This is a genomic window from Brevundimonas sp. D3-1P (assembly GCF_055809335.1).
This window is the reverse complement of sequence record NZ_CM147908.1, coordinates 2,262,153-2,287,349: the sequence shown is the minus strand read 5'-3', so window position 1 is coordinate 2,287,349 and position 25,197 is coordinate 2,262,153. Positions and strand designations below refer to the sequence as shown.

Annotated in this window: 26 protein-coding genes, 1 tRNA gene and 1 other annotated feature; of the genes, 13 read left to right on the top strand and 14 right to left on the bottom strand. The window is 63.5% G+C overall.

The genetic code is table 11. The features are described from left to right. The first annotated feature begins 357 nt into the window (after positions 1-357). Positions 358-1,586 (top strand): IS3 family transposase gene (locus AC0L6G_RS11590; protein ID WP_278448215.1). Its coding sequence is split into 2 segments (ribosomal slippage): positions 358-646 and positions 646-1,586, totalling 1,230 coding nucleotides; the frame shifts between segments, so codons are not numbered across the junction. Continuing rightward, positions 639-753: a sequence feature (AL1L pseudoknot), on the top strand. (Overlaps the previous gene by 115 nt.) Before the next feature lie 36 nt (positions 1,587-1,622). On the opposite strand, the gene AC0L6G_RS11585 is transcribed toward AC0L6G_RS11590, so the two are convergent. The 3 genes from AC0L6G_RS11585 to AC0L6G_RS11575 form a co-directional block, all read right to left on the bottom strand. Next, the gene (locus tag AC0L6G_RS11585; protein WP_473252258.1) at positions 1,623-1,907 is read right to left on the bottom strand and encodes a hypothetical protein; all 285 of its coding nucleotides are present in this window, start codon (positions 1,905-1,907) and stop codon (positions 1,623-1,625) included. Positions 1,908-1,994: 87 nt separating this feature from the next. Continuing rightward, positions 1,995-2,249 (bottom strand): hypothetical protein, encoded by a 255-nt coding sequence (locus AC0L6G_RS11580; protein WP_473252256.1) that lies wholly within the window; start codon positions 2,247-2,249, stop codon positions 1,995-1,997. After that, complete coding sequence (locus AC0L6G_RS11575; RefSeq protein ID WP_473252254.1) at positions 2,249-3,628, bottom strand: hypothetical protein; 1,380 nt, start codon at positions 3,626-3,628, stop codon at positions 2,249-2,251. The genes AC0L6G_RS11580 and AC0L6G_RS11575 overlap by 1 nt, the downstream gene beginning before the upstream one ends. A gap of 536 nt (positions 3,629-4,164) precedes the next feature. Between AC0L6G_RS11575 and AC0L6G_RS11570 the strand changes: the two genes are divergently transcribed. From AC0L6G_RS11570 to AC0L6G_RS11555, 4 genes are all read left to right on the top strand, one after another. Further along, positions 4,165-4,458, top strand: coding sequence for a hypothetical protein (locus AC0L6G_RS11570; RefSeq protein ID WP_473252253.1), 294 nt, complete (start codon positions 4,165-4,167; stop codon positions 4,456-4,458). Between the two features lie 198 nt (positions 4,459-4,656). Further along, on the top strand, positions 4,657-5,238 hold the full coding sequence (locus tag AC0L6G_RS11565; RefSeq protein WP_473252252.1) for a recombinase family protein: 582 nt from the start codon (positions 4,657-4,659) through the stop codon (positions 5,236-5,238). 393 nt (positions 5,239-5,631) lie between these two features. Beyond that, positions 5,632-6,027 (top strand): LexA family protein, encoded by a 396-nt coding sequence (locus AC0L6G_RS11560; RefSeq protein WP_473252251.1) that lies wholly within the window; start codon positions 5,632-5,634, stop codon positions 6,025-6,027. After that, positions 6,027-7,265, top strand: a complete 1,239-nt coding sequence (locus AC0L6G_RS11555; protein ID WP_473252250.1) for a Y-family DNA polymerase — start codon at positions 6,027-6,029, stop codon at positions 7,263-7,265. The genes AC0L6G_RS11560 and AC0L6G_RS11555 overlap by 1 nt, the downstream gene beginning before the upstream one ends. A gap of 35 nt (positions 7,266-7,300) precedes the next feature. Here AC0L6G_RS11555 and AC0L6G_RS11550 read toward each other — a convergent pair whose 3' ends face one another. Next, positions 7,301-10,213 carry a hypothetical protein gene (locus AC0L6G_RS11550; RefSeq protein WP_473252249.1) on the bottom strand — a complete coding sequence of 971 codons (2,913 nt, stop codon included), beginning with the start codon at positions 10,211-10,213 and terminating at the stop codon, positions 7,301-7,303. Between the two features lie 578 nt (positions 10,214-10,791). Between AC0L6G_RS11550 and AC0L6G_RS11545 the strand changes: the two genes are divergently transcribed. Next, a complete protein-coding gene (locus tag AC0L6G_RS11545; RefSeq protein ID WP_052689635.1) occupies positions 10,792-11,205 on the top strand; it encodes a BLUF domain-containing protein in 414 nt (137 codons plus the stop codon). 601 nt (positions 11,206-11,806) lie between these two features. Continuing rightward, a complete protein-coding gene (locus tag AC0L6G_RS11540; RefSeq protein WP_045811829.1) occupies positions 11,807-12,418 on the top strand; it encodes a recombinase family protein in 612 nt (203 codons plus the stop codon). 1 nt (position 12,419) lies between these two features. On the opposite strand, the gene AC0L6G_RS11535 is transcribed toward AC0L6G_RS11540, so the two are convergent. Next, entirely contained in the window at positions 12,420-12,635 is a 216-nt protein-coding gene (locus AC0L6G_RS11535; protein WP_197071099.1) for a hypothetical protein, read from the bottom strand. A gap of 72 nt (positions 12,636-12,707) precedes the next feature. After that, positions 12,708-12,986 (bottom strand): hypothetical protein, encoded by a 279-nt coding sequence (locus AC0L6G_RS11530; RefSeq protein ID WP_045811806.1) that lies wholly within the window; start codon positions 12,984-12,986, stop codon positions 12,708-12,710. A 448-nt stretch (positions 12,987-13,434) separates the two neighbouring features. On the opposite strand from AC0L6G_RS11530, the gene AC0L6G_RS11525 reads away from it, so the two are divergent. Next, positions 13,435-13,815: a hypothetical protein gene (locus tag AC0L6G_RS11525; protein WP_156146864.1), complete on the top strand. Its 381-nt coding sequence runs from the start codon at positions 13,435-13,437 to the stop codon at positions 13,813-13,815. Between the two features lie 57 nt (positions 13,816-13,872). On the opposite strand, the gene AC0L6G_RS11520 is transcribed toward AC0L6G_RS11525, so the two are convergent. The 4 genes from AC0L6G_RS11520 to AC0L6G_RS11505 all read right to left on the bottom strand — a co-directional run bounded on the left by AC0L6G_RS11520 (position 13,873) and on the right by AC0L6G_RS11505 (position 16,718). Continuing rightward, positions 13,873-15,249, bottom strand: coding sequence for a DUF6538 domain-containing protein (locus AC0L6G_RS11520; protein WP_473252248.1), 1,377 nt, complete (start codon positions 15,247-15,249; stop codon positions 13,873-13,875). A gap of 179 nt (positions 15,250-15,428) precedes the next feature. Beyond that, a tRNA-Arg gene (locus AC0L6G_RS11515) sits at positions 15,429-15,505 on the bottom strand. A 119-nt stretch (positions 15,506-15,624) separates the two neighbouring features. Then, the gene (locus AC0L6G_RS11510; RefSeq protein ID WP_473252247.1) at positions 15,625-16,416 is read right to left on the bottom strand and encodes an SDR family oxidoreductase; all 792 of its coding nucleotides are present in this window, start codon (positions 16,414-16,416) and stop codon (positions 15,625-15,627) included. After that, complete coding sequence (locus tag AC0L6G_RS11505; RefSeq protein ID WP_473252246.1) at positions 16,413-16,718, bottom strand: 4a-hydroxytetrahydrobiopterin dehydratase; 306 nt, start codon at positions 16,716-16,718, stop codon at positions 16,413-16,415. The genes AC0L6G_RS11510 and AC0L6G_RS11505 overlap by 4 nt, the downstream gene beginning before the upstream one ends. A 149-nt stretch (positions 16,719-16,867) precedes the next feature. Between AC0L6G_RS11505 and AC0L6G_RS11500 the strand changes: the two genes are divergently transcribed. Genes AC0L6G_RS11500 through AC0L6G_RS11485 form a run of 4 tightly spaced genes read left to right on the top strand, consistent with a single transcriptional unit; the run spans position 16,868 to position 20,473 of the window. Beyond that, complete coding sequence (locus AC0L6G_RS11500; protein WP_150824093.1) at positions 16,868-17,569, top strand: Crp/Fnr family transcriptional regulator; 702 nt, start codon at positions 16,868-16,870, stop codon at positions 17,567-17,569. A 51-nt stretch (positions 17,570-17,620) separates the two neighbouring features. Further along, on the top strand, positions 17,621-18,409 hold the full coding sequence (locus AC0L6G_RS11495; RefSeq protein ID WP_473252245.1) for a class I SAM-dependent methyltransferase: 789 nt from the start codon (positions 17,621-17,623) through the stop codon (positions 18,407-18,409). Next, a complete protein-coding gene (gene ubiB / locus AC0L6G_RS11490; protein ID WP_473252244.1) occupies positions 18,397-19,977 on the top strand; it encodes a 2-polyprenylphenol 6-hydroxylase in 1,581 nt (526 codons plus the stop codon). The genes AC0L6G_RS11495 and ubiB overlap by 13 nt, the downstream gene beginning before the upstream one ends. Positions 19,978-20,020: 43 nt before the next feature. Further along, positions 20,021-20,473 (top strand): hypothetical protein, encoded by a 453-nt coding sequence (locus tag AC0L6G_RS11485; protein ID WP_473252243.1) that lies wholly within the window; start codon positions 20,021-20,023, stop codon positions 20,471-20,473. Positions 20,474-20,476: 3 nt separating this feature from the next. Here AC0L6G_RS11485 and arfB read toward each other — a convergent pair whose 3' ends face one another. The 4 genes from arfB to AC0L6G_RS11465 form a co-directional block, all read right to left on the bottom strand. After that, positions 20,477-20,881, bottom strand: a complete 405-nt coding sequence (arfB, locus tag AC0L6G_RS11480) for an alternative ribosome rescue aminoacyl-tRNA hydrolase ArfB (RefSeq protein WP_473252242.1) — start codon at positions 20,879-20,881, stop codon at positions 20,477-20,479. Beyond that, positions 20,878-21,336, bottom strand: a complete 459-nt coding sequence (locus tag AC0L6G_RS11475; RefSeq protein WP_473252241.1) for a YaiI/YqxD family protein — start codon at positions 21,334-21,336, stop codon at positions 20,878-20,880. Before AC0L6G_RS11475 ends, arfB begins: the two co-directional genes overlap by 4 nt. A 135-nt stretch (positions 21,337-21,471) precedes the next feature. Continuing rightward, positions 21,472-22,827 (bottom strand): amidohydrolase family protein, encoded by a 1,356-nt coding sequence (locus tag AC0L6G_RS11470; protein ID WP_293828292.1) that lies wholly within the window; start codon positions 22,825-22,827, stop codon positions 21,472-21,474. After that, positions 22,827-24,308, bottom strand: a complete 1,482-nt coding sequence (locus AC0L6G_RS11465) for an amidohydrolase (RefSeq protein ID WP_293828294.1) — start codon at positions 24,306-24,308, stop codon at positions 22,827-22,829. The genes AC0L6G_RS11470 and AC0L6G_RS11465 overlap by 1 nt, the downstream gene beginning before the upstream one ends. Before the next feature lie 135 nt (positions 24,309-24,443). On the opposite strand from AC0L6G_RS11465, the gene trmB reads away from it, so the two are divergent. Next, positions 24,444-25,172 carry a tRNA (guanosine(46)-N7)-methyltransferase TrmB gene (trmB, locus tag AC0L6G_RS11460; protein ID WP_473252238.1) on the top strand — a complete coding sequence of 243 codons (729 nt, stop codon included), beginning with the start codon at positions 24,444-24,446 and terminating at the stop codon, positions 25,170-25,172. Positions 25,173-25,197 lie beyond the last annotated feature (25 nt).

Below are 25,197 nucleotides of genomic sequence, written 5' to 3'. Positions count from 1 at the left end.
CAGGCCTTCTCACCGATTTTCGAAAAGCGGCTTTCGACAAGGCTGATCCCTATGGTGCGGTCAGCAAGGCCGGCCCCCCCGCCGAAACAAACTCGGCGACAATTGCCTTGGTCCCTCGCTGAAGGTCTCCTTGGGTTGATATCGCACTCGTCCACATCGAGTTGCCGTAGCGACCGATCCAACGGGTCTGACCTGACTGAACGTCGATCAGGCGAAGGGTCATGTTCACATGGTCGAACGAGTAAAGCGGACCACCCACCGCTGAAACCGTGCCGGTAAAGAGATACCTCACACCGAGTTCCTCTGAAGCGCCCCGGGTTTTCCGGAGGCTCCGATTTATGAGAAGGAGCTTTCGTTATGAGTAGAACCCGGAACAAGTTTTCACCTGAGATCCGCGATCGTGCAGTGCGTATGGTTGGCGAACATCGCGCCGATTACGGTTCGGAGTGGGAGGCGATGTCTTCGATTGCCGCCAAGATTGGCTGTACGGCCGAGACGCTGCGCCGCTGGTGCCGCGAGGAGGCGAGCCGACGAGCGGGGCCAGCGGCGCTTGCCGCTGATGAGAAGGCCAGGATCAAGCTGCTCGAGCGCGAGGTAAAGGAGCTGCGGCGCGCGAACGAGATCCTGCGCAAGGCATCGGCGTATTTTGCGCTGGCGGAGCTCGACCGCCGCGAGAGGTGATGATGTCGTTCATCGACGCGCATCGCGAGGACTTGGGTATCGAGCCGATCTGCCGCGAACTGGCGATCGCCCCGTCCTCCTATCGTGAACATGCTGCCCGTCTGGCCGACCCCGCCAGGCGTTCAGCACGTGCCCGGCGCGATGACGACATGCGCGAGCATATCAAGCGCGTGCACGAGAACAGCTTTGGCCTCTACGGCGCGCGCAAGGTCTGGCATCAACTGCGCCGCGAGGGTATTTCGATTGCCAAGTGCACGGTGGAACGATTGATGCGCAGCATGGGCCTGGCCGGTATCCGGAGGGGCAAGAGGACCGTCACCACGGTCAGCAATCCCAAGGCTCCGTGCCCGCTAGACAAGGTCAACCGGGAGTTCCGTGTCGCCCGGCCCAACGCCTTGTGGGTGGTGGATTTCACGTACGTGCAGACCTGGGCAGGTTTCGTTTACGTGGCCTTCGTGATCGACGCCTATGCGCGGCGTATTGTGGGTTGGAAGGTCAGCACCTCGGCGACCGCAGGGTTCGTTCTGGATGCCCTCGAGCAGGCCATTCATGCACGTCGCCCTAGACCTGAGGATGGCCTGATCCACCACAGTGACAGGGGCGTTCAATACCTTGCCATGAACTACACCCAGCGCCTTGCCGAAGCCAACCTGGTTCCTTCAGTCGGCAGTGTCGGGGACTCTTACGACAACGCTTTGGCCGAAACAATCAATGGTCTCTACAAGGCAGAGGTAATCTGGCACCAGCGCTCCTGGCCGAGTGCATCGGCCGTCGAAATGGCCACCTTGCGCTGGGTCCACTGGTACAACGAGCATCGCCTCTTCGGTCCCATCGGCTACATTCCGCCCGCCGAGGCAGAGGCAAATTACTATGCAGCCATCGAGACCCTCGATATGGCTGCCTGAGCCAAACCGGATAGCCTCCGGAAAACCCGGGGCGCTTCAATCGCCGTAGGACGACAGAGCTTGCACTGATGCCGGTGAGGCATTCGACAGATCGGTGTCGATTCCGATGACTTCTCTCGCTCGGGCCGCTTCTACGACCGCGATCCCTCTGGTGGCTAACTCTTGCGATATCAAATCAACTGCTTGAGAACCGAGCGGTCCTTCCAAGCTGACGATAGCGACGCGCGCCCCCGTGGCTTCTGGAACGATCATTGACGAAGTGGACGCGCAACCGGCCAACGTCGCCGCCGCGAGGATCGTCAAAATCTGTCTGCGTTTCATTGTCTTCTCCCACCCTGTGAAGGGAGCATAACCCAAGGGGAATAGCGACAGGCAACACCGGATGAGAGTCCGCTCTCGCGGTCAAGATCATCCCCCCGGAATTCCGAAGCCTCCTCCGATCAGACTTCCACCCGTCACATCGACGGTCAGACCCAGCCGCTTTCGCTGCTCCGCGTAGTGGAGGCGAGCAACTCTTGCTTCTTCCAATACGCCGGTCATCTGGTGGGCCATGTCCTCGATCTGATCCACCAACATCTCGATGCACTTCTCCTGCACGTCGAGGCGTTTCTGGGCATCGTCCAGCGCTGCGGCCAACATCCCGTTGATCTCGTCCTGAGTCATCACGCTGCTGCCTTTCGTGCACGGTAATCAGCCGCACGTTGAGCGGCACTCTTTGGCGGCTTCAGCGGATCAGGCTTCGGGCCGGGTTTGGCCTTCGTGCGGGTCAGCCCGAGGTCGATGAACTCCAACGATGTGCGGAACGGGAAGCCAGCCGCCTTGAAGTAGTCGGCGAGGAAGGTCGCCTGTTCCTTGTCATAGACAGTCACCGTCACCGGGCGCACATCGTCGGGCATGCGGAGCGACGACCGGAACACGATCTGGATCAGGTCTTCAAACTCACGATCTCGGCGCACTGCCTCGTGATCGAGCAGCCCGCAGGTCATGGCGGCGAACACCTTGTTCTCCGCATCGCTTGCCTTGGCGCTGTAGAGAACCGAGCACTCGGTCAGAAACCGGTATTTGTTTGACCCGGCGATCTTGGGCGAGACCTGCTCGCCCGGCAGCTTCAGGTCACCTCGCTTCTTGTTCGCCGCCCAATAGTGCTGCCCGGCGGTGACGTTCGTTCGAACCCAAGCGCACCATGCCTGAACGGCTCGTTGGCCAGCCTCGGTCGTCTCGAAAAATGTCGAACCGGCACGATGATCCTTCGCGACGTATCTGATCGTCAGATCACGACCCTGCCAGACGGCGTTCTGACCGATGGAAATCGGCTTCCAGATCACGCCGGGATGAAGCGTCGTGCACAGCCGATAGGTAATGAGACTTGTGAAGCTGTTCGCGAGGATGACGGCCCGGTCGTAGACGGCCAGTTCGGTGACATCCCAGACGCTGAAGTAGGTCAGTCTCTGGCGGTGCTGGAGTTCTCCCCAAGCTTCCAGATTGATCACGGCTCCACCGCGCTGAACCCGGTTGTGCAACGCTGCGACCGGGCGGGTGAGGTCGTCGGCAGCAAGAGCACGGGAGGAAGGAGCGTCGGCCTTCGGAAGAAGTTTGGAGTAGCCCTTGGCGAACGGCTCCAGATTGTAGGTTGCTTCCCAGAACGGTGTGGAGGCACCGAGGTCGAACGATCCCGATGTCCAGACCTTGGGGTCTTCGTCGATGATGATCGTCCAACCCCTACCCTCGGCGGCCGAGTGATCCACCCTCTTGACCGCCTCGTGGGTCATGATCAGGACGACGTGCTCTTCGTCGCTGCAACGCTCAATCATCAGCGGGAAGTCGCGGGAGACGACGTTGCCAGCCTCGCTGGACAGCGAGCAAACCCTCACCGCAGCACCCGACTGGATGGCATTGTTGATGATAAGGCTCTGGCGGACGGCGAACTCTTCTGTGCGATCCACTGCGTAGATGTAGCGTCCGGGCGTGCGGCCGATGCGTTCGACGGCCCATTTGGTCTTCCCAGCACCGCATGCTGCGTCGCTGTAGTAAATAGTCTGCATGTTGATTTGGCGTTGATTGTGGTCGCAGCCCCTATGCGTGCGACACAATCAGTATTTAACACGCAAATAATCGTGCTGACTATAAACTTCGTGACTGTAGTTTCTAAACCATCCCGTCACGAGCGCATCCCGTCACGTCATTCATCTAATAGTATTTAGAGGATTGGTGTGACGCGCTGGGGCGTTGTTTGATCCTCGGCTGCCGAGACATTGCGCCGCGCTACACGCGACGGCTCCACGCCTTCGATCACGGCCTCCCGGCGAGCCGCTCGGCCTATCGAGAGCCGTGTAGCTACGTCGTGAACTGGATGGGGTCGAGGAATCCGGCTCCTCCCCCAATCAAAGCGAATGCATTGCAACAAAGAGATCGGCCTCTTCCGCCGATCTCGAAGTTGCTGGCGACGCGATGGGCGTCGGCCCCAAATGCCTTCTTCAAGTCGGTGCAGTCGATTGGCGTGGGTCCAGATCAGTTCGTATCTCGTCGGCTCGAAAGCCCAGCCCTTTTCACGGTCGCGAAGCGGCCGGAGGGTGCGCCCGTGACGGTCCTGAAGTCTCCCAGCTTGACAGCCGGGAAAGACCGGTGTTCTCCTTTCCGCATGGGAAGGCTGCTGGATAAATTGATCCGAGGCTCCACGGCTTACGATGTGGAGGCCGAGAACGACGGCTTCTCTCTGGTCGGCAAGCCCGGCCGTCTAAACGAGTTCAGCGATCTCGTGCGGGAAGCCGTAGACCACTCGGGCGAGGACTTCGTGGTCTTCCCGACGAGCGACGGTCACCAAGGTTACAGCCGGATGTTCGTGGTGCCGCTGGACGGTCAAGCCGATCCTTGAACGACCCGGCAGTCACCGACCACTCGCCCCAGACTTCCTTTAAAAAAGCAGTCCGAAAAGGTATACTTCTAGGAGATGACGAGGAGGGGCACCGGAAGTCTCGCGTTAATCATCAGATATGGATGACAGACTCTCCGAATACCGTATCCTGAAATCTATCTCCGACAACGCGGGGTTTTCAGGGGTTTTCGGAAACGGATGCTGATCGGATATTCGAGGTGCTCGGCTCGCGGACAGAACCACGAGTCACAGATCGACGCGCTGGAGCGAGCAGGGTGCGAACGCATCTTCATCGAGACCGCTTCCGGCACGCGATCTGATCGGCCGCAGCTTACCGAACTTCTCGACTTCGCCCGACCCGGAGACACAGTGGTCATCCTACGTTTGGATCGGCTTGCCCGAGATGTTCGGCAAATCCTCGACCTCGTAGATCAGTTCACCCGCCGGGATATCGGCCTGAAGTCGTTGAGCGAGGCCATCGACAGCACGACGCCGAGCGGTCGGCTGGCGGTCCATACGTTGGCGGCGCTCGGCCAGTATGAAGTCGAACAGAAGCGACTAGCCTGTGAGGCGGGCCGACGAGCGGCCATCGCGCGCGGTCGCATGGGCGGTCGTCCCAAGGCGATGGACGAAACCAAGCTCAAGATCGCGAAGGCGCTGATGGCCGATGACCAGCTTTCGATGTCCGAGATCGCCCGACAGGTCGGGGTGGCGCCCAGCACGCTTTATCGGACGTTGCCGGGCGGTCGGGGCATGCTGCTGGAATCGTCGCAGGTCTAGCCGCGTGTCTTCTTCGTGAGAGCGGCCAAGAATTGGTCAGCGGTCCCGTAAGTGGTCAGCGGTCCAAAATAGGCTTCGGGTCCACCATTACGCTCGACCATCGCGGCGTAGTTTTCCGCCCATGTCGCGTCGGCTTCTGCCTCCCTCGCTTCTCGCCGTGCCCTGACCTTCTCTCGTATGGCTTCGAACTCTGCCCGATCCATAGTCCCCTCCTTGCTTATCGGACCCTTTAATCGACATCGGTTGATGACGAGTTTCCTCGGCGGGAAGGTCGCTGGTGTTTCCGTCGAACCGATCTGAAAATGCATTCAGAGGATGTCGCCACGGCTGACCACCACATCATCCACGTTCCGCCCACAGCAGGGCGATCAATCTCACTTCCCAGCCGGTTAAATGTTCTCCATACGTTCTCATATGGGAGTAGCCGCTTACAAGGGCGATGACACGACGGGCTTCCAAAGCCCGGCGCAGGATCACATCGAAGGCGTGCCCGATCTCGCTGACCTTTTGGAGCTTCGGCGCCCGCAGCGATACGCCGTAAGAGTGAAGGGCGAAGGGCTGCGAAAGCGCGGCATCCACGGAGGCGACATCCTCGTGGTCAACACCGACGCGGAACCACGGTCGGGGAAGGTCTGCGTCGCCTTCCTGCACGGCGATGTCGTCCTCGCGATCCTTACCGAGAAGGATGGGCAGTGGTGGCTCGAACCTTCGAATGATGCGCCGCAGCCGGTGTCTGACGAGACGGAGGTCTGGGCCATGATCGCCGCACTGGTCAGGACCGATGTCTGATGTTCGGCCTGATCGACGGCAACAACTTCTATGTCTCGTGCGAACGAGCCTTTGATCCCAGCCTGACTGGCAAGCCTGTGATCGTGCTGTCGAACAACGACGGCTGCGCCATCGCCAGATCGGCCGAGGCGAAGGCTCTCGGGATCAAGATGGGCGAGGTCTGGCACCTGTCGAAAAGGAAGCCGGAGTATCGCGACGTCGTTGCGAAGTCCTCGAACTACGCCCTTTACGGCGACATGAGCCGGAGGGTTTTCGAGGTTCTCTCCGACCATTTCGCGCGGGTCGAACCCTACAGCATCGACGAGATGTTTCTGGACCTGACCGCCTTCGCGAGGGTGGATTACTGCCGCCGGGTTCGAGAACGGGTGCGCCGCATCACCAAGATTCCGACGTGCGTCGGCATTGGGCCGACCAAGACGTTGGCGAAGCTGGCGAACAAGCACGCCAAGACTGCAACCGGCGTCTCCGACTTCAGCGACATCGACACCCGCCGGGAGGCGTTCGCCACGATGCCCATCGACGAAATCTGGGGCGTCGGCCGAGCCAACCAGATGAAGCTCAATGACTTCGGCGTCTTCACCGTCGAGCAGTTTGCCGCGCTGCCGTCAGCGAGCGTTCGGAAGTTGATGACCGTCACCGGGCAGAGGACGCATGCCGAGTTGAATGGCGTGTCCTGTCTGCCTCTCACGCTGGCGCCGGATCAGAAGCAGACGGCTGCGGTGACGCGGATGTTCGGACGTCCTGTCGAGACATGGACCGACATGCGAGAGGCATTGGCTACTCATGCCGCTCGGGCCTCCGAGAAGTGTCGCCAGCACGGTCTGGTCGCCAGCGCGATGCAGGTCTTCTTCCACACCCATCCGCACAACGGCGACCCTTGGTATCACGGGCAGCGGTCGTTCGAGATCGAGCCGACTGCCGACAGCTTTGCGATCATCAGTCAGGCTGTCGCGGCCGGGCGGTCGATGTGGAAACCAGACACGCGCTACGCCAAGGCGGGCGTGATCCTGCTGGACCTACAGGCCCGACAGGACGCACCCCGCGATCTGCTGCCGACAGTCGATCCCGTCAGGTCAGAGAAGTTGATGACTGCGCTGGATACGGTGAACGCCCGCTTTGGCCGGGGAACACTACGACCCGGCGGGATACGTCAGGTGACACCATGGTCCACGCGGGCCAACAACCGTTCGCCCAGATACACCACGCGAATCGAGGAATTAATGGAAGTGCGGGCCTAACCGACAAGGAAGGTGTGCGTCATGGCCCCGCGAAGTCAGGCGGCGAGGTCGGTCAGTGCAGTTCTAACTCGTTGGAGTTGACGGCTTCCACTGGTCAGGAGCGGATGCAGAACCTTCTGGCCGCGTTTCCGAGCATTCTTCCGCGACTGGGCCGCCGTCGCATCGACGAGATCGTAGCGCAGGTGGCTGAACAGCGGAACGAGGCAGTCGAACAGGCGTCGGTTGATCAGCAGCGTGTGGCTGGGCTTCGGCCCAGTGTGAGGTGCGCGAAATCCAAGATTCCGTCCGGCGGTTTGGTTGAGGTCGTCGATGTGCTTGAGGCGGGCGAGGTCACCTCGGCCCGTCCACGCATTGAGGGCCTGATAGCGCGCATATTCATCGGGGGTCATCAGCGTCATCGTCTGGATGATGTCCTTGCCGATGAGATCGTTCGAACCTTTCGCGGCGATGTGCGACCGCGCGTTTTCGAGCGTGTCGAGCTTGTTGCCAATCGCAAAAAGCTCGCATCCAGCCTCTTCAGCGTCCTTTGTCCAATCAGCGACGTGCTCGGCGGCCGTTGATGACTTCAAGGACCGCATAGGGTGCGTATCGACTCGATCCTTTTCGATCAGAGGCGTGTCGAGACTGGTGATGGCCCAGTGGCCAACCTGTTGGGCCAAGGCGACAGGAACTGCCTCTGTCGTGAGTATGAGCGTCTTGTGGGCAGCGATGTTGGCCCATTTGTGGGGGCGCACGCACCAGTGACGCTCTTCCGCCTGATCGTAAATATTCTCGACGCCGTTTGAGCGCGGACCATACTCACCAGCCGGATGCGCCGCGATGACGTTCCACTCCGCCTCTCCCACCTCGGCGATGCGGCATGCATCCTCGAAGGACACGAACTGCGCGTGTGGAAGCTGGGCCATAAACCGCTCATGGTCACGGAACTTGTCAGCCTTCGTCGTCTTCGATGTCCAGCCAGCACCATCAGCCAATGCGCGCACCGTCACGACTGTCTCGGCAGGTTGCAAATCGACGATGCTCTTGGCGTCGATCTCGTCATGAATGAGGAAGCCCAACCGAGTGTCTTCCATCAGTCCTGACCGGAGCGCGCCTCGTTGTGACGGGTTGTCCCAGAAGATCGGCGAGAGCAGCAAGCGGCTGTCAGGGCCGCTGCCCCATGACTGAGCAACCGGATGGACGGTGAAGAAGACGGGGTGACGCCCCTCGTAAGAGGAGTGCAAGGCTGAATAGCGTTTCCGAATGTGCTCCATGATCTGAGGTTGGCGTTTTTGGATTGCATCGAACCGAGATGAAAAGCCCATCTCGGCGGCTGCGGTGTGAGTGATGAAGTTTCCTCCACGCCCGCCGAACTCCTCCTCGTAGATTCTGGAGAAGGAGGGCAGCACGACAGCGGCGAAATGGTCCTTGTCGGCGGCCCTCATCGCGTCCTCGAAGGCTTGAGCCTTTTCTTCCGCTCCGTCGTAGGTCGGAGACGCGAACATCATCCGCGATGGCAAACCATGGCCCGAGAGAAGCCGGTGATATCGAGGCAGATTCGCGAGCAAGGTGCCCGACTTGCTGATGCCCTCTGGGGCACACAGCAGATCGACGCCCGGTCGAGTGATCTTGGCGGGGATCAGGTCGTGGATAACCTCGCCGAGCGCGCTGGTGGCAGCGACCTTGGTCGAGGCAGAGTCCGCGAACTGCTGTTCAATCGGCGTCCGCACTCGACCGCCGGGGCCGAGTTGCTTCTGCCGGTGCTCTTCGGACCAGAGTTCGATCATCTCGCCGAGTGGACGCGGAAGTCGAGGCATCAGAGAGCCTCCCCCATCCTCGACGTTTGTCAGGCCGTGGGGATTGGCGCCTTGCACCAGCACGGTCGCGAAGTCGGGTCGCATCATCGACGTCGGGTTCTTGTCGCCGAGCGAGTTGAAGAACTGCGCCCGCAGATCACCTTGCGAACGGTCGAAGCCTGCGAACTTCGGCCAAGCCTCAACCCCATTGAAGATCGCTTCGAGCTTGGCGGCGCAGTATGCCTCCTCACCCGGCTGAACGGATGTCTGAACCTGCGTGCCCCCCGTCCGAGGCGCCGTGGCCGACGTTGGTGCTGCCATCGAGAAGTCGGCGGGAACGAGAAGCGTCTGACTACCTCCCCGGCTTCGCTGGATCGTCAGGTGCTCCCACATCACGACCTGCATCAGCACATCGCCAAGCGGCACGCCGAAAAAGTGGTCTTCTTTGTCATTCAGGCACATGCCGTTGGGAAGGCGTCGAAACATTTCCGGCATCCGCAGGCTCTCATCCGGTCGTTCGGTTGGTGGGACCATGAGATCGGTGGAATTGACGAACTCGTCGCGCAAACGGTCCCACGCCTTCTGGAGGCCAAGCCGCGCACTCGACGGCTCTGACACAGCCCCAGCGATCAAGGAGGTCTCGACGACGAAGTGGTAGTGAAAACTCTTGTTGCCGGAGTAGGTGACGTTCAGACCCGCCACGTCGGCATAGTTGGCGCGCAGGTGACGAACGAATTTGCCGATGGGGCTGTCGGTCGGCTTCTTCTCGAAACGGAACCAAGAAAGCTGCTGCTTAAAGAAGGGAAGGCTCATCGAATCGAATTCGATGGTGAGGATGTGATGGGGCGCGATCTCCACGCGATCTGACGGATGCCTGAAGTCGCCTGCCCACGGCGACGACATCTTCAATGCGTTCGTGAAAAGGCATTGCAGTTCCCATTCTGCCCGGCCTTCGCCCAGTTCGGCCCGCAGGAAATGGCTTCTTCCCCCGACATCCTTTCGGTTCGCGACGGCCATGTAGCGGCGGGTCTTGGGATCGAAAGACTCTGGCTGGATGACGTCGGTGAGAAGCAGCGATGGGCCTCGTGTCTCCGCTCGGCGGAACTGATTGGTTTCGTGCGCGGACAGTTGCGGGGCGTAATACTTCGCCCACATGGGTTCATAGATGGTCATAGTAAGGTCGTGTCAGGTCAGGTTGTGATGGCGGACGTGATCGACCTGCTGATCCTCGTTGGAACATGACCTCCAACGGTGTCCGCCACCTTCCCTTACTTATAACCTTCGAGAACTGGCGGCGGCCATATCTTTCGACGTAGGCAGAGGGGGGGCTGGAAGGAGCGGAGCGACCAGTTTGTCTTCCAGCCGAACTTTCCCCCGTTAACGGACTTGCTAATAGAGGTCTTATTAGGAGAGCCGTTAAAGGTGGAAACACCTCCTCCCCCTGTGCCCGAGGGTGCCGCCGCCAGACCGATCTGGAAGATGGCGGTTTAAGGGGAGCGATGTCGGCTGCGATCCTGAAAGAGGCTTCGGCCGGATCGCGATGTCATCGGCTGGAAGATCGGTTGATATCCGCCGCTTCGACCGTTCTCCCAAACGGGGGTGGAAATGGCTGTGTTTCACGGCCCGCAAACCCAGTCGTGGCGTAGTCGATATTTTGTGCCCGCTTCCATCTGATTGGGAGAACGGAACTATCGGCTGGGCGCGATGCTTCATCAAAGGAGCATGAAGCGATGCGGTAGGAGGGCCGTCAGATGCGCTGGAAACGAGTCATCTATTGCAGCCGCTCGACCGTATCGCTGGAAAACTCGTTGAACCTCGCCGAACTTCTGGGAGCGTCCGCACGCAACAACCGACGCGACGAGATCACCGGGCTGCTCGCCTACGCGGAAGGCATGTTCATTCAAGCTATCGAAGGCACGCCACCGGCAGTGGACCGGCTGATGGACCGACTGCGAGCCGACACCCGACACCGCGATCTCACTGTGTTGGGTGAGGACTTCGGCTCACAACGGGCATTCGCGGTCTGGGCGATGGAGACGCCGAAGATGCGCCCCGAACGGACAGCCCTCCTCCGCAAATTAGTCGAGAGGTGCGGAGGCTCTTATGGATCGGCCCTGAAGTTGATGCTCGACATGGCGCAAGATTTTGACACAGCCTCCGCTTGAGAGGCGCCCACTTGCCAGCTTTATCGAACAGTGTTTTCCTTTCGGCATGGGAAGGCTGCTGGACAGTCTCTTGGAAAGCTCTTCCGCCTATCGCGTGGTGCGAGAGGCGGACGGCTTCATGCTAATCGGCGATCCCGACCATCTGGACGAGTTCAGCGATCTTGTGCGGGAAGCTGCTGCGCGCTCGGCGAGGAATTTGTCGTCTTTGCGGTGAGTGAGGGAGGCCATCGCTACAGCGAGATGTTCGTTATGCCACTGGATTGGCCATTGACGTCTGACTGAAGGGCAGTCGGCGAGGAACCATATCGTTGAAGTTGCGTTGACCCCCGCATGCGGTTGGAAGGCTACAATCGAACGCGGGCAGCCAATCTGCGGGAACTCGCGGGTCAAACCTCTGTAATTGAGCATCGCCAGTCCTACCTACGTCTCGCTTACCAGTATGATGGCATCGCCGATCTGGAGGCCCGTTCTCTGGGCAAACTTCGCAGACGAGGGATGACAACTCCGAACCCAGATACAGCCCGCAACTGATTGACGGCCTGCCGATCCGTGAGAGTCTGTTCTCCCAACACCAGATCGGAGAACACCCCTGACCAAGCGCGTGGCCCTCTACTGTCGTGTGAGCACGGCCGATAAGAACCAGACCGTCGAGAACCAACTTCGTGATCTGCGAGCAGTCGTCCAGCGGCAGGACTGGGAGATCGTCGCCACCTTCCTCGACGAGGGCATCTCCGGCGCCAAGGGCCGGGACAAACGACCGGGCTTCGACAACCTGCTCAAGGGCGTGGCGCGCAAGGACTTCGATCTGATCGCGACCTTCTCGGTGTGCCGGATCGGACGATCCCTGCCCGACCTGATCCACTTCCTCGGCGACATCCAAGCCAAGGGCGTGGACCTCTACGTCCACACGCAGGGCCTCGACACCTCGACGCCTTCGGGCGCCATGATGTTCCAGATGCTCTCGGTCTTTAGCTCCTACGAAAGGGCCATGATCCGTGAGCGTATCCTCTCGGGCCTTCGTCGGACGACCAAGAAGAGCGGGCGCAAGCCCATGCCGCAGGACCGCGTAGAAGCGATCAGGAGGTCGTTGGAGGACGGTCAGGGCATCCGAGCAACCGCCCGCCTACATCGTGCCTCCACGACCACGGTGACGGCCATCTCGCGCACGCTGAAGACGGTTCAAGAAGACCGTCAGGAGTGCGTCGCCGGATGAGCTATTTGGTCGTAGAGGCCGATTTCTCCGCCTCAAAGGCTGTTCCCCGACGTTTGGCACGTCGAGAGAGCATGACGACAGAGTAGCCAACAATCGGCCCCATCACGAAGCCGACCGTCGTTGTGACGGCAACAAAGGAAATGACGACGACGGCGACAACTGCCCACTCTGCGATAGAGAAAGACAGAAGGCTTTGGCGGAAAGTCTCAAGCGTCATGGTGGCCCCCATGTGATCTGGCCACCAATGATACGCGAAAGCAAGCCGACGTAGCGTTAAATTCAACGGCTTTTAAGCCAAGGCCATCTTCGCGTTCACCTGATCCGCCTCGCGGCTGAACTGGAAGCGCACTTCGACGCCGCCATTGCCCAGCGGAAAATGTGGCCAGTTCGACGGTTCGATCCCGATGGCCATCACCGTGGCCTTCGCCCGCTCGGCCAGCACCTGCTGGGCCAAACCGCTCAACGTCAACTTCCCAACATCGTAGCCCGCGCTCGCCAGAACTTCGCCAAGGCGCCGTTCCTCCAAATCAACGTCAGACGCCGGGACGACATGATCCAGCTTCCACATGGCTAAACTTCCCCTCAACGCGACCTGCCGCGACCTGCTGACCATAGCGGTGGAAGATCGTCAGCAAAGGCGCGCGCCTGACGTCAGAGACGGTCGTGGAAGTCCGTTCGCCAGACGGATTCAATCGACCACGACTTGCTGATTATAGGGCCGCCGGGTGCCGACTAGATCGGTCGCAAGCGTCTGGTCGTCGCTGCCCAAAGCGTTGACGGGAATCGCTCATATCACGATGGCTGGACGCTTCAGATCGAGACCGCAGTCATGACCGACGTCCCACGCCACCCGAGGAATCCTGTCGGGTGCGCCAGCCTTCCAAACATCGTTGAAAACGCTGCGGAAATACCGTCCGCCGGACCGTCTTTCGACGATTGCTACACATCCTTGCTACATAATTCGACTGACGATCAGGGGCTAAAGCGTTCTGATCGTTGAGACCAAGGGAGCCCAGATGACCAAATTTCGTTGGAATGATCCCCCAAATGAACGCGATCCAGCCAACTACGATCCAGATCGCGATCCGAAGCTGATGTTCACTGGAAGGAAAGACGGCCACTCCATCACAGAACGCCAAACAATACTGAACAGAATAATCGAAATAGACGATTTGATAATAACCTACGAGGCCGAAGTTGAACCATACACGCCTGATCCCGGCTTTCTGATGGGAGATGACCTGAAACGATACGAAGAGCTAAATAATTTCGACCCCTCTTTTAGCAGCACTGGCGATGGAGGCACGCTGATTGCGAGGGAAGTTTCACGCCTAAAGGCGGAGCGACTGGAATTGATAGAACGCCTTGCTGCCTTCCCTCGGACCGATAGATTTTGAAGTGAGCGGCATGAAGTGCCCAAAACCTATCAGCAACACGCTGCGAGCATTTCCGCACTATCTCCGCATTGCGAGGTGCGACAGATCAAGACCGGGATAGCTTACGCGGTCGATGGCTTCTTTCAACGTCGCCATCCGGTAGCCGCTGCCATAGGCGTCAGAAACAGAAGTCCCGCCGCTCGCTGTCGTCCAGCCGCCTAACGCCAGTGCGATGTCACGGTCGATGCGCGCTTCACGGAGGGCGTCACGGAAGCCGTGCCGAAAGCTGTGAAAGCAGGTCTTTGGTGAATCTGCTCCCGCTTTGACGACGAAGCGGCGAAACCACGCAGAGAAGGTCGAAGACCTATACCCCGTGGCCCCCATCGCCACTTCGCCGAACAGCTTAATCTCGCCAGCGCGCTTTCGTTGGCGCACAAAATCCATGAACCCGAGATCGAGCAAGGTCGCGTGGACCGGCACGATGCGCTCGCTGGAGGCGGTCTTCAGTCGCTTGTCGGTCTGCTCGCCTTCCGACCTTTCGGTGATGACGAAGCAGTCCACCTCGTCGACCCGCCGGATGTCGGCTGCGTCCAATTGGCAGGCCTCGTTCAGACGTAGGCCACCAAAAAGCGACAAGAGGGGAATCCAGAACCGAGCGTTGCGGGGTTGCTCTGGGCCGGGCGTGGCGTAGCCGTGTCCGTCGTCGCGGCAGCCGGTGTAGAGAGGTGCCGAGAAAATCGCCTGCAACTGGGCTGGAGCGAATGGACGCCGCTTGTCCCGGCGAGCCACAGGGTCGGGAACGCGCAGGCCTTGCGCCGGATTGCGGTCGAGCATTTCCTCCTTCACCGCCCAGTTCAGCACCCCGCCGAGCTTGTTCAGGTAGGTGTTAATGTTGGAGGCGTTGATCAGGTCCGTGCGTCCTTCGGTCTTCGCTCGTTCTGCGATTTCGATGGGATCGAGCTTGGGGAACAACTTTGAGGCGTTGCGCGGCTGCCAACGCAGGACCTCGATCATCTCGCGGCATTGGCTACGGGTGATGCTTCGGACTGGCGTGTCCTTGCCGAGGATCGACAGCACGGTCCGCTTGGTCGTCTGGTAGGCCATGCGCGTAGTCGGCGACCAATCCCGCGTCGGATCATTCATGTAGGCATCGTAGAGGTCGTCGAGCGTGACGCCGGTCGGAGCTTCCGCTTCTGCGACTATCGGCGCCGCCACGACTGGCGCGCGTTCGTCAAATCTCTCCAACACGATCTTATCGATGGTCAGGCCGACCTTCGAACGCGCAACTTCGAACTCATGCTCGATCTGCGCGGCGACACGTAGGGCGCGACGCTTGGCCACCGTTGGGCTGTCCGTCCCCAACGATCTCCAGATTTCTTTCCTGCCGATAATACCCCGAAGGGCCTCGGGCACCCGCCGCCGGTAGTAGATGCGACCACCACCTCGTTCGACCAAATGCGTTCGAACATTGTGTAGCGGGTTTGTGTAGCAAGCCTTGCGCCACTTTCCTGAACGATCAGAACGCTTTAGCCCCTGATCGTCAGTCGAATTATGTAGCAAGGATGTGTAGCAATCGTCGAAAGACGGTCCGGCGGACGGTATTTCCGCAGCGTTTTCAACGATGTTTGGAAGGCTGGCGCACCCGACAGGATTCGAACCTGTGACCTCTGCCTTCGGAGGGCAGCACTCTATCCAGCTGAGCTACGGGTGCGTGCGCGGCGTTACGCCGGAAAAGGCCGCTTACAGCATGGCGCGGGCGGCCTCAACCTGAATAAGCGTCCGACCGTCTTTCAAGGCCGGACGAGGCCAGACCGGCAAACGGCGGGGCGCTTACTGCGCCGTCATGCCGCCGTCGATCTTGAACTCGGCGCCCGTGACGAATTTGGATTCGTCCGAGGCCAGATAGAGGACGCACCAGGCGACGTCGTCGGGCTCGCCGATCCGTTTCAGCGGAATGCCGCGCGCCAGGCGTTCGTGGGCCTTGCCCTCGTCCCCGCCGGCCATGGCGATGAAGGGGTCCAGGATCGGCGTCTTGATGAAGACCGGATGCACCGAGTTGCAACGCACGTTCCAGTCGGCCTTGGCCGCCTCCAGCGCCAGGGTCTTGGTGTACATCCAGACGGCGGCCTTGGTGGCGTTGTAGGCGCCCATGCCGGGAGCGGCGGCCAGGCCCGCGATGGACGAGATGTTGACGATGGAGGCCGGCGCGGCGGCGCGCAGATGCGGCATGGCGTGTTTGGCGCCCAGCATGATGGAGCGTAGATTGACCTCGTACTGACGCTGCCAGTTCTCGATCGTGTCCTGTTCGACGAAGGCCAGAGGCCCGCCGACCCCGGCGTTGTTGACCAGGACCGAAAGCCCGCCCAGGTCGGCGACGGCGGCGGCGATCACCCTCTCCCAGTCGGTCTCGCTGGCCACGTCATGGACATAGGCGAAGGCGCCGCCGGCGACTTCCGCATTGATCCGCTCGGCCAGGGCCCGGACGCGCGGACCGTCGATGTCTGTCACGGCGACGCGGGCGCCTTCGCGCGCCATCATCAGGGCCATGGCCTCGCCCAGGCCGCCGGCGGCGCCGGTGATCAGGACGGTCTTGCCGGCCACGCGGCCGGCGCGGGCGCTCATGACCGCACCCCCATGCCGGCGGCCGCGGCGTCGATGAAGCGGGCCAGGGTCGCGTCGCGCTCGGTGACGCCGCCGGCGTCGTGGGTCGTCAGCACGATTTCGACGCGATTGTAGACATTGGACCATTCGGGATGGTGGTCCATCCTGTCCGCCATCAGGGCCACCCGGGCCATGAAGCCGAAAGCGGCGTTGAAATCCTCGAAGGTCAGGCTCCGTTCGATGGCGGGCCGCGCGCCGCCGGCCGCGCGCCAAGCCGGCAGGCCTTTCAGGATTTCCGCAACGTCAGGGCGGGCGTCTGTCATGGATGTTTCCTCTTTTTCCCTTGGCGTAAGGCGCCCGCGCGCGGCCGGCAAGCGTCGGGAACATCTGGCCAAGCTTGGGCGTTGATCTCCCGGTCAAGCGTGGCTGTGCGTTTATGCGAAACCAGGAAAACCAGGCCGAGGAGATGAGGATGGACAATCTGTGGATCGGCGCCCTCGACGCGGCCGACCGAAGGCGGATCGAACCGCATCTGAAACAGTCCGCGATCACGCGCGGCCAGATGCTGTACGACGCCGGCGAAGCGGTCGACCAGGTCTGGTTTCCGATCAAGGGGGTCGTGTCGCTGATGACGGTCCTGCCCGACGACAAGATGGTCGAGACCGCCGCCATCGGTCGCGAAGGCCTGATCGGCGTGACGTGCGGACCGCTGAACGCCCGCGCCGCCAGCCGCGCCATCTCCCAGCGCGACGGCCTGGCGGCCTATTGTTCGGCCGAGGTGTTCGGCGAGGCGCTGGACAGGAGCGAGAGCCTGCGTCTGGCCCTGGCGCGCTTCACCGAGGGATTGATGGCCCAGGTCCAGCAGGCCGCCGCCTGCAACGCCCAGCATCGGCTGGACGAGCGGCTGGCGCGCTGGCTGCTGACGCTGCACGACCGGGCCGAGGACGACCGTTTCGAACTGACCCAGGCCGACATCGCCGGAATGCTGGGCGTGCGCCGCGCCACCGTGTCCGAGGTCGGATCGGTGCTGGAGGGCAAGTCCCTGATCCAGCGCGGGCGCGGCTGGGTCAAGGTCCTGGACCGCGACGGACTGGAGGCGGCCTCCTGCGGCTGTTACGGCCTGATGCGCGACGTGATGAAGGATCTGGAGCTGCCGCGACCGGAAGCGGCCTGATCGCCGTTCTGATCGGGTGACGGCGGCGCGGCGACGCGCTAGACGATGGACATGACCGACGCCTCCTCCCACGGCCCGCATTCGCAGGGCGATCGTTCCTCCTTCGGCTTTCGCGACGTCGATGCGCGCGAGAAGGTGAGGATGGTGCGCGGGGTCTTCGATTCCGTCGCCTCGAACTACGACGTGATGAACGACCTGATGAGCGTGGGCGTCCACCGCATCTGGAAGGACGTCGCCGCCGCCAAGCTGAACCCGCGTCCGGGCGAGACCATTCTGGACGTCGCGGGCGGCACCGGCGACATGGCCCGACGCTATTCGAAGATGGCGCGCGCGGCCCAGGAGCGGCGGGGCGGCGAGGACGCCAATGTCGTCGTGCTGGACTACAACGCCGAGATGATCCTGGCGGGCGTGCACAAGGGCGGCGAGCCGGAAATGAGCTGGTCGGTCGGGGACGCGATGAATCTGCCGCTGCCCGACGCCTCCATCGACGCCTATTCGATCAGTTTCGGCATCAGGAACGTGGCCCATATCGACAAGGCCTTGGCGGAGGCGCGTCGCGTGCTGAAACCGGGCGGCCGGTTCCTGTGCCTGGAGTTCTCGCGGCCCACCACCGCGCCGATCCGCAAGGTCTATGACGCCTGGTCCTTCCACGCCATTCCGCGCATCGGCGGCTGGGTCGCCAAGGACCGCGACAGCTATCAGTATCTGGTCGAAAGCATCCGCCGTTTCCCCGACCAGGCGGCGTTCAAGGGGATGATCGAGGACGCCGGCTTCCGCCGCGTCTCCGTGACCAATCTGTCGGGCGGGATCGCCGCCATCCATCACGGGTGGGCGATCTGACCAGCCGCATCTATCGCACGGCTCCGCCGCCGCCGGCGACCGTGGCGGTGCAGAACCCGGTCGCGGCCTTTCTGCGGCTGCTGGGCTGGCTGTGGGTCCTGGTGCGCCACGACGCCCTGGTCCCGCGCGAGGTGACGCCGTTGCTGCCCGCCTGGTTGCGGCCGTTCGCGCGCTTCGTACAGATGTTCTCGGGTCGCGCCGGGCGGCAGGGGCGGCCGGGCCAGCGGCTGGGCGCCGCCTTCGAACACCTCGGGCCGGTGGCGATCAAGCTGGGCCAGGTTCTGGCCACCCGCGCCGACATCTTCGGCCTGGCGTTCGCGCGCGACCTGGGTCGGTTGAAGGATCGGCTGCCGGCCTTTGCCTTGGAGGAGGCCCGACGCGAGATCGAACGCTCGCTGGGCCGGCCGGTCGAAAGCCTGTTCGTCGGCCTTGAACCGCCGGTCGCCGCCGCCTCCCTGGCCCAGGCGCACCGCGCGACTCTGGCCGACGGCCGGGCCGTGGCGGTCAAGGTGCTGCGCCCGGGGGTCGAGCGTCGCGTGGCCAACGGGCTGGATTCGATGCGGCTGGCCGCCGCCCTGGTGTGGAAGCTGGTTCCGATGGCGCGCCGGCTGGAGCCGCAGGCCTTCGTCGAGACCATCGCCAACTCCCTGGACCTGGAGCTGGACATGCGGCTGGAGGCCGCCGCCGCCAGCGAAATGGCCGAAGTCATGGCCAAGGACGGCTATATGTCCGCCCCCGCCGTTATCTGGGACGGGGTGGGCAAGCGGGTGCTGACGTTGGAGTGGGCGCAAGGCGTGCCCATGACCGACCCGGCGCTGATGGATCTGCCGGGACTGGACAAGAACCAGCTGGCCGACAATGTCGTGCGCGCCTTCCTGGTCCAGGCGCTGGACCACGGCGCCTTCCACGCCGATCTGCACGAGGGCAATCTGTTCGCCAGCGCGCCCGCCCATCTGACCGCTATCGACTTCGGCATCGTCGGGCGGCTGGGTCCGGCGGAGCGGCGCTATCTGGCCGAAATCCTGTGGGGCTTCATCAGCCGCGACTACGACCGGATCGCCCGTGTGCATTTCGAGGCCGGCTATGTGCCCGCCCACCATTCGGTCGAGACCTTCGCCCAAGCCCTGCGCGCGGTGGGCGAGCCGGTGATCGGCCGCGCCGCCAGCCAGGTGTCGATGGGCCGGCTGCTGGGCCAATTGTTCGAGATCACGGCCCTGTTCGACATGCGGCTGCGCCCCGAACTGATCCTGCTGCAGAAGACCATGGTCTCGGTCGAGGGGGTGGCGCGCCGCCTTCAGCCCGACCACGACCTGTGGAAGGCGGCCCAGCCGGTGGTCGAACGCTGGATCCGGCGCGAGCTGGGCCCCCAGGCTCAGGCCCGGGACGCCCTGAACGAGATGATCGCGGCCGCCCGCGCCCTGTCTCGCCTGGTGCAGGAACCGCCGCGCCCGACCACGGTGGTCATGGAAAAGTCGGGAACTCCGGCTTGGCTGGCGGTTTCCGTTACGGTCGCGGTTATCGCGGCGCTGACGGCCCTGGGCCTTTCGCTCTGGCCCTATCTGACCTGACCGGAGCCCGACGACCATGCACACGATGCTGACGAAGACCTTGGTGAGCGCAGCCCTGATCCTGACGCCCGCCCCGGCCCTGGCCCAGGCGGCGGCCGCGTCCGTCCCCAACGCCTTCGACCGCCCGGCGCAGACCCAGCCCCAGACCCCCGCCCAAGCGGCGCCGGCACGACCGGTCGCCCCCGCGACGGCTTCGGCGCCGGATGTCGCGCGCGCTGAAGAAGCCCTTCGCGGCGTGATCGCCGACGTTCAGGGCGGCGGCTTCGACTATGCCGATTTCACACCCAATCTGGCGACGCAGATACGCGCTCAGGCCGAGCAGGTCACGGCCCTGATCAAGGGCTTCGGCGCGGTGAAGACGGTCGAATATGCGCGTCAGGAGGGCGAGGCGCAGCTGTTCAAGGTCACGTTCGACAACCAGGCGACCGAATGGCTGATCGGCTTCGACGCCGACGACAAGATCGCGGCCCTGCTGTTCCGCCCGGCCGAAAGCTGATCCTCAGTCGAGGGCGGGCTTGCCTCGCCCGGACTTGATGGCGCCGCGACTGGTCTTGGCCTTCAGCCGTCTCTCCTTCGAGGCCTTGGTGGGACGGGTCGGCACGCGAAAGACCGGCCGGACCGAGGCGTCGTCCACCATTTCCTGAAGCCGAGCTATGGCGTCGGCGCGGTTGCGCTCCTGGGTGCGGAACCGCACGGCGTTGATCAGTATGACCCCCTCCTGCGTCAGGCGACTCCCCGCCAGCTTCATCAGCCGCGTCTTGACCGGCTCGGTCAAGGAGGGAGAGCGCCTGACGTCGAACCGCATCTGAACGGCGGTCGCCACCTTGTTCACGTTCTGGCCGCCCGGGCCGCCGGCGCGGTAGAAGTGAAACTCCAGTTCGTCCTCGGGAATGACGGCGGTCATGACGCGGTCCTGCGCGCCTTGACCACGGCCTGGTCCAGCGCCTGGAGAAAGCGCGAGCGGTCGGCGGCGGAGAACGGCGGCGGGCCGGACGTGGCCACCCCCATCGACCGCAGATGCTCGCCCACCATTCGCCCGGCCAGGGCCGAACCGATGGAATCCGGCGTAAAGGGCTGGCCGTTGGATTTCAGCGCCTGGGCGCCCGATTTCAGGCAGCGGTCGGCCAGAGGGATGTCGGCCGTGATCACCACATCGCCGGTCCGGGCTCTTTCGGCGATCCAGTCGTCTGCGATGTCCGGCCCGGCGTCGACCACCACCTGTTCGATCAGGGCCTCGCGCGGGACCTGCATCCAGGCGTTGGAGACGACGTAGGTCTTCAGCCCGTAGCGGCGCGCCACGCGATAGACCTCCTCCTTCACCGGGCAGGCGTCGGCGTCGATGTAGAGGACGGTGGGCATAGGCGTGACCTAGCGCGGACAGGGGCGAGCGTCACCTGTGTCTCGCCGGCTCCCCCTTTCAGACGACGGAACAAGGCGGACATAAAAAGGGCGGGACCGAACGGCCCCGCCCTTCCGTTGAGACCGAACCGGCCGTCAGTTACGATAGGCCGGCGGCATCGGCGTCTGTTGACGGTAGCGGTCGCGCAGCAGTAGCGGGCGGCTGGCCAGCGGCTGTTCGACCCCGTTGACGAAGATGACCGAGGGCTGGCTCAGCGGCTCCAGCGGATCGCCGGACCAGACCACCACGTCGCCGGCCGCGCCCGGGGCGATCTGGCCGAACTGGCCCGCCATGCCGAAAATCCTGGCCGGATTGACCGTCAGGGCCGCGATGGCGGCCTGATAGGGCAGGCCGTGCGAGACCGCATTGCCGGCGTTGTAGCGCGCGTCGCGGGCGCGGTGGGTCGACCCCTCGTTGCCCTTGATGGCGATCAGCACGCCGGCCGCGTTCAGGGCCGCCGCATTCTCCATCCGCGCCGCCCGCATCTCGAAGTCCGAGGGCAGGTTGTCGATGGGGTTCAGCAGCACCGGCACGCCGGCCGCAGCGATGTCGCCCGCCACCAGCCAGCCCTCTTCGGCGCCGTCCAGGATCAGCTTGATTCCTTCTTCGCGCGCCAGGCGCAGCACCTGCTGGATGTCGGACGCCCGATGTACGGTGACGATCAAAGGCAGGGTTCCATTGGCGACCGGGATCAGGGCCTCCAGGTCGGCCCGCGACAGGCTGAGATCGCGCAGCGCCGCCCGGTCGTAGGCGGCCTTGTTGCGGGCGTAGAGCCTGACCTCCGCCATCGTCTCCTTGAACAGGACGAACTGGGCGCCCCGAGCGCCGCCGGCGACCGCCGCCCCCGCCTCGCCGAAGGGGGCGACCATGGCCACGCGCGGCTTGACCAGGATGTCGGCCCCGCCGCCCGCCAGATCGGGGCCCAGGTTGATGACGGCGGCCTGGCCGGCGAACAGGCCGGGCGTCTGATAGCCGCCGTCGCCCACGCCGGCCGTTTCGTCCTCGTGAACATGGCCGCCCGACGACCCCGGATGCTGGGGCACGACGACCGCGCGGGTGATCCCGCCCAGACGCGCCACCGGCAGGGTGAAAGACCACGGATCCAGGCCGTAAGAGACATCGAAGGCGGCCGACAGATTGTTGGCGGCGTTCCTCAGGGCGTTGGTTCCGCGAACAGAACTGACCTCCGCGCCGGCCAGGCCCGAATCCACGGCGACGAAGCCGGGGGCGACGGTCTTGCCCGCGGCGTCGATCACGCGCGCGCCGGCCGGGGCGCCGCCGGCGCCGACCGAGACGATCTTGCCGTCGCGCAGCACGACCGTGCCGCTTTCGATGACCGAGGTTCCGGTCAGGATGCGCCCGCCGACGATGGCTACGGTTTCCTGAGCCAAGGCGGGCGCGGCGAGCGCCAGGGCCGCGACGGCGCCGGCGAGGATGGACGAGAGGCGCATCAGCGAGCTCCTTCCGAGACGTTGGCGGCGGTCAGGCCGTAGCCGGGTTGGCCCAGTTCGAAATCGCTGGTCGGCTGATAGGCCGGGTTCGCGCGGTCGAAGGTCAGGGCGCCGTCGACGAAGACCTGGTCGGCGCGGGCGTAGATGGAGAAGGGATCGGCGCTCCAGATCACCACGTCGGCGCGCAGGCCGGGTGTCAGCGACCCCGTCTGATCGGCGATGCCGATGGCCTTGGCGGCGTTGGAGGTGAACCAGCTGATGGCGTGTTCTTCCGAAATGTTCAGCCCGGCGCGTCGTCCGGCCGACAGGGCGGCGGCGGCCTCCTGGTTCAGGCGCTGGGTCAGAAGCGCGTCGTCGGAGTGGATGACGGCGCACGATCCGGGCTGGGCGTCGACCAGGGCGGCGTTCTCCTCGATGGCGTCCAGGGCCTCCATCTTGAAGCCCCACCAGCCGGTCCACATGGCCGCGCAGATGCCGTTCTGAGCCAGTTGCGGCGCCAGCTTGTAGGCCTCGGTCGCGTGGTGGAAGGTGGCGATGCGGTAGCCGAACTCCTTGGCCATATCCATCATCAGCGCCATCTCGTCGGCGCGGTAGCAGTGGTTCTGGATCAGGATCGAACCGTCCAGAACGCCCGCCAGGGTCTCGTTCTGCAGGTTGCGGGTCGGGGCCGTCCCTTCGCCGGTCTCATGCCACTTGTCCCATTTGGCCTTGTATTCGCGCGCGGCGATGAAGGCGGCGCGATAGCCGGCCATATTGCCCATGCCGGTCGCCGGGCTCTGGTTGCGGGACCCGTAAACCCGCGACGGGTTTTCGCCGCAGGCCATCTTGACCGTATAGGGGGCGGCCGGGAACTTCATCCCCTGCATGGTGATCGACGGCACGTTGCGGATGGTCACGCCGCGCCCGCCGAACAGATTGGCCGAACCGGGCAGGATGTGCATCGTCGTGACGCCGCCTGCGCGAGCGGTGTTGAAGCCGGGGTCCTGCGGCCACAGCGAATGCTCGGCCCAGACCTGGGCGGTGTTCGGACTGGTCGCCTCGTTGCCGTCGCTCATGCCCTGAACGCCGGGCGACGGATAGACGCCCAGATGGCTGTGGACGTCGATGACTCCGGGGGTGACGTAGCGGCCGCGCGCGTCCACGACCTTGTAGCCCGCCGGGACGGGGGTGGAGGCGTCGCCGACGGCGGCGATCCTGCCGTCCGTGACCACGACCACGCCGTTGTCGATCTTGCGGTCCGTGCCGGTCAGGACGGTGGCGCCGACCACGGCGAAATTCTCGCGCGGCAGCGGCTGGTAGGTCGAAGGATAGGGATCGAGCGTCGTCGCCGGGTCGAGGCCCGCATCCAGCGTCCGGTCGCGCGACGGCTTGGCGGCGGCGTTCTGGCTCGATGTCTGGCCCGTGGTCGCGCAGGCCGAAAGGCCCAGAACCGCGCAGCCTATGGCCGCGAGGCCGGCGCCCCGCAGATGATTTCCGATCATCGAATTCCCTCTTGCCGACGACGCGCCAGCCCGACGTGTCTTTCCGGGCGACATAGAAGGGTGTTCGGCCCGGACCGTCAAAAGGTTTTGCGCCTTCTCTGGACGCCTTCTCGCACGGCGGCTAACGGCAGGCGGATGAGCGCTGAAGACCGTCCCCAGGACGCCACCCCCCGCCTGGACCGCCCGCTGCGGTCGTTCGGCCGTATCAAGGCCCGTCCGATCAAGCCGCGCCAGGCGGCCCTGATGGAAACCCTGCTGCCCGCCATCGCGGTGCCGGACCCCAAGGCCGGGCCGCTCGACCCGCAGGCGATGATGCCCGAAGCCGCCGAGGTGTGGCTGGAGATCGGCTTCGGCGGCGGCGAACATATGGCGGCCCAGGCTGCGAAACGGCCCGACGCCCTGGTGATCGGCTGCGAGCCCTTTCTGAACGGGGTCGCCTCGGCCCTGCGGCATGTGGAAGAGGGCGGGCTGAAGAATGTCCGCATCCACGCCGACGACGCGCGCGACGTGGTCGACGCCCTGCCGGACGCCTCGGTCGACCGCGTGCTGATCCTGTTTCCCGACCCTTGGCATAAGGCGCGCCACAACAAGCGCCGCCTGCTGCAGGACGAGACGGCCCAGGCCTTCGCCCGCATCCTGAAGCCGGGCGGAACCCTGCGTTTCGTCACCGACTGGCTGGACTACGCCGAATGGGCGCTGGAGCGGTTGGAACGGACGCCGGGGCTGGAGCGCATCGGTCCAGAGAACCAGAGTGAGGCCGACCAGGACTGGTTCGTCCCGCCCGCCGACCATGTCGTGACCCGCTACGAGGAAAAGAAGCTGGGCGACACCGCGCCGATCTTCTTGCAGTTCAGGCGGGTCTGAACAGAAGAGGGCTGACAAGCGGTCG

Bases quoted from the DNA above. Each gene is read 5' to 3' on its own strand.
- AC0L6G_RS11585 (WP_473252258.1), bottom strand. From the start codon at position 1,907: ATGAAACGCAGACAGATTTTGACGATCCTCGCGGCGGCGACGTTGGCC.
- AC0L6G_RS11580 (WP_473252256.1), bottom strand. From the start codon at position 2,249: ATGACTCAGGACGAGATCAACGGGATGTTGGCCGCAGCGCTGGACGAT.
- AC0L6G_RS11575 (WP_473252254.1), bottom strand. From the start codon at position 3,628: ATGCAGACTATTTACTACAGCGACGCAGCATGCGGTGCTGGGAAGACC.
- AC0L6G_RS11565 (WP_473252252.1), top strand. From the start codon at position 4,657: ATGCTGATCGGATATTCGAGGTGCTCGGCTCGCGGACAGAACCACGAG.
- AC0L6G_RS11560 (WP_473252251.1), top strand. From the start codon at position 5,632: ATGTTCTCCATACGTTCTCATATGGGAGTAGCCGCTTACAAGGGCGAT.
- AC0L6G_RS11555 (WP_473252250.1), top strand. From the start codon at position 6,027: ATGTTCGGCCTGATCGACGGCAACAACTTCTATGTCTCGTGCGAACGA.
- AC0L6G_RS11550 (WP_473252249.1), bottom strand. From the start codon at position 10,213: ATGACCATCTATGAACCCATGTGGGCGAAGTATTACGCCCCGCAACTG.
- AC0L6G_RS11545 (WP_052689635.1), top strand. From the start codon at position 10,792: ATGCGCTGGAAACGAGTCATCTATTGCAGCCGCTCGACCGTATCGCTG.
- AC0L6G_RS11535 (WP_197071099.1), bottom strand. From the start codon at position 12,635: ATGACGCTTGAGACTTTCCGCCAAAGCCTTCTGTCTTTCTCTATCGCA.
- AC0L6G_RS11530 (WP_045811806.1), bottom strand. From the start codon at position 12,986: ATGTGGAAGCTGGATCATGTCGTCCCGGCGTCTGACGTTGATTTGGAG.
- AC0L6G_RS11525 (WP_156146864.1), top strand. From the start codon at position 13,435: ATGACCAAATTTCGTTGGAATGATCCCCCAAATGAACGCGATCCAGCC.
- AC0L6G_RS11510 (WP_473252247.1), bottom strand. From the start codon at position 16,416: ATGAGCGCCCGCGCCGGCCGCGTGGCCGGCAAGACCGTCCTGATCACC.
- AC0L6G_RS11505 (WP_473252246.1), bottom strand. From the start codon at position 16,718: ATGACAGACGCCCGCCCTGACGTTGCGGAAATCCTGAAAGGCCTGCCG.
- AC0L6G_RS11500 (WP_150824093.1), top strand. From the start codon at position 16,868: ATGGACAATCTGTGGATCGGCGCCCTCGACGCGGCCGACCGAAGGCGG.
- AC0L6G_RS11495 (WP_473252245.1), top strand. From the start codon at position 17,621: ATGACCGACGCCTCCTCCCACGGCCCGCATTCGCAGGGCGATCGTTCC.
- arfB (WP_473252242.1), bottom strand. From the start codon at position 20,881: ATGACCGCCGTCATTCCCGAGGACGAACTGGAGTTTCACTTCTACCGC.
- AC0L6G_RS11475 (WP_473252241.1), bottom strand. From the start codon at position 21,336: ATGCCCACCGTCCTCTACATCGACGCCGACGCCTGCCCGGTGAAGGAG.
- AC0L6G_RS11470 (WP_293828292.1), bottom strand. From the start codon at position 22,827: ATGCGCCTCTCGTCCATCCTCGCCGGCGCCGTCGCGGCCCTGGCGCTC.
- AC0L6G_RS11465 (WP_293828294.1), bottom strand. From the start codon at position 24,308: ATGATCGGAAATCATCTGCGGGGCGCCGGCCTCGCGGCCATAGGCTGC.
- trmB (WP_473252238.1), top strand. From the start codon at position 24,444: ATGAGCGCTGAAGACCGTCCCCAGGACGCCACCCCCCGCCTGGACCGC.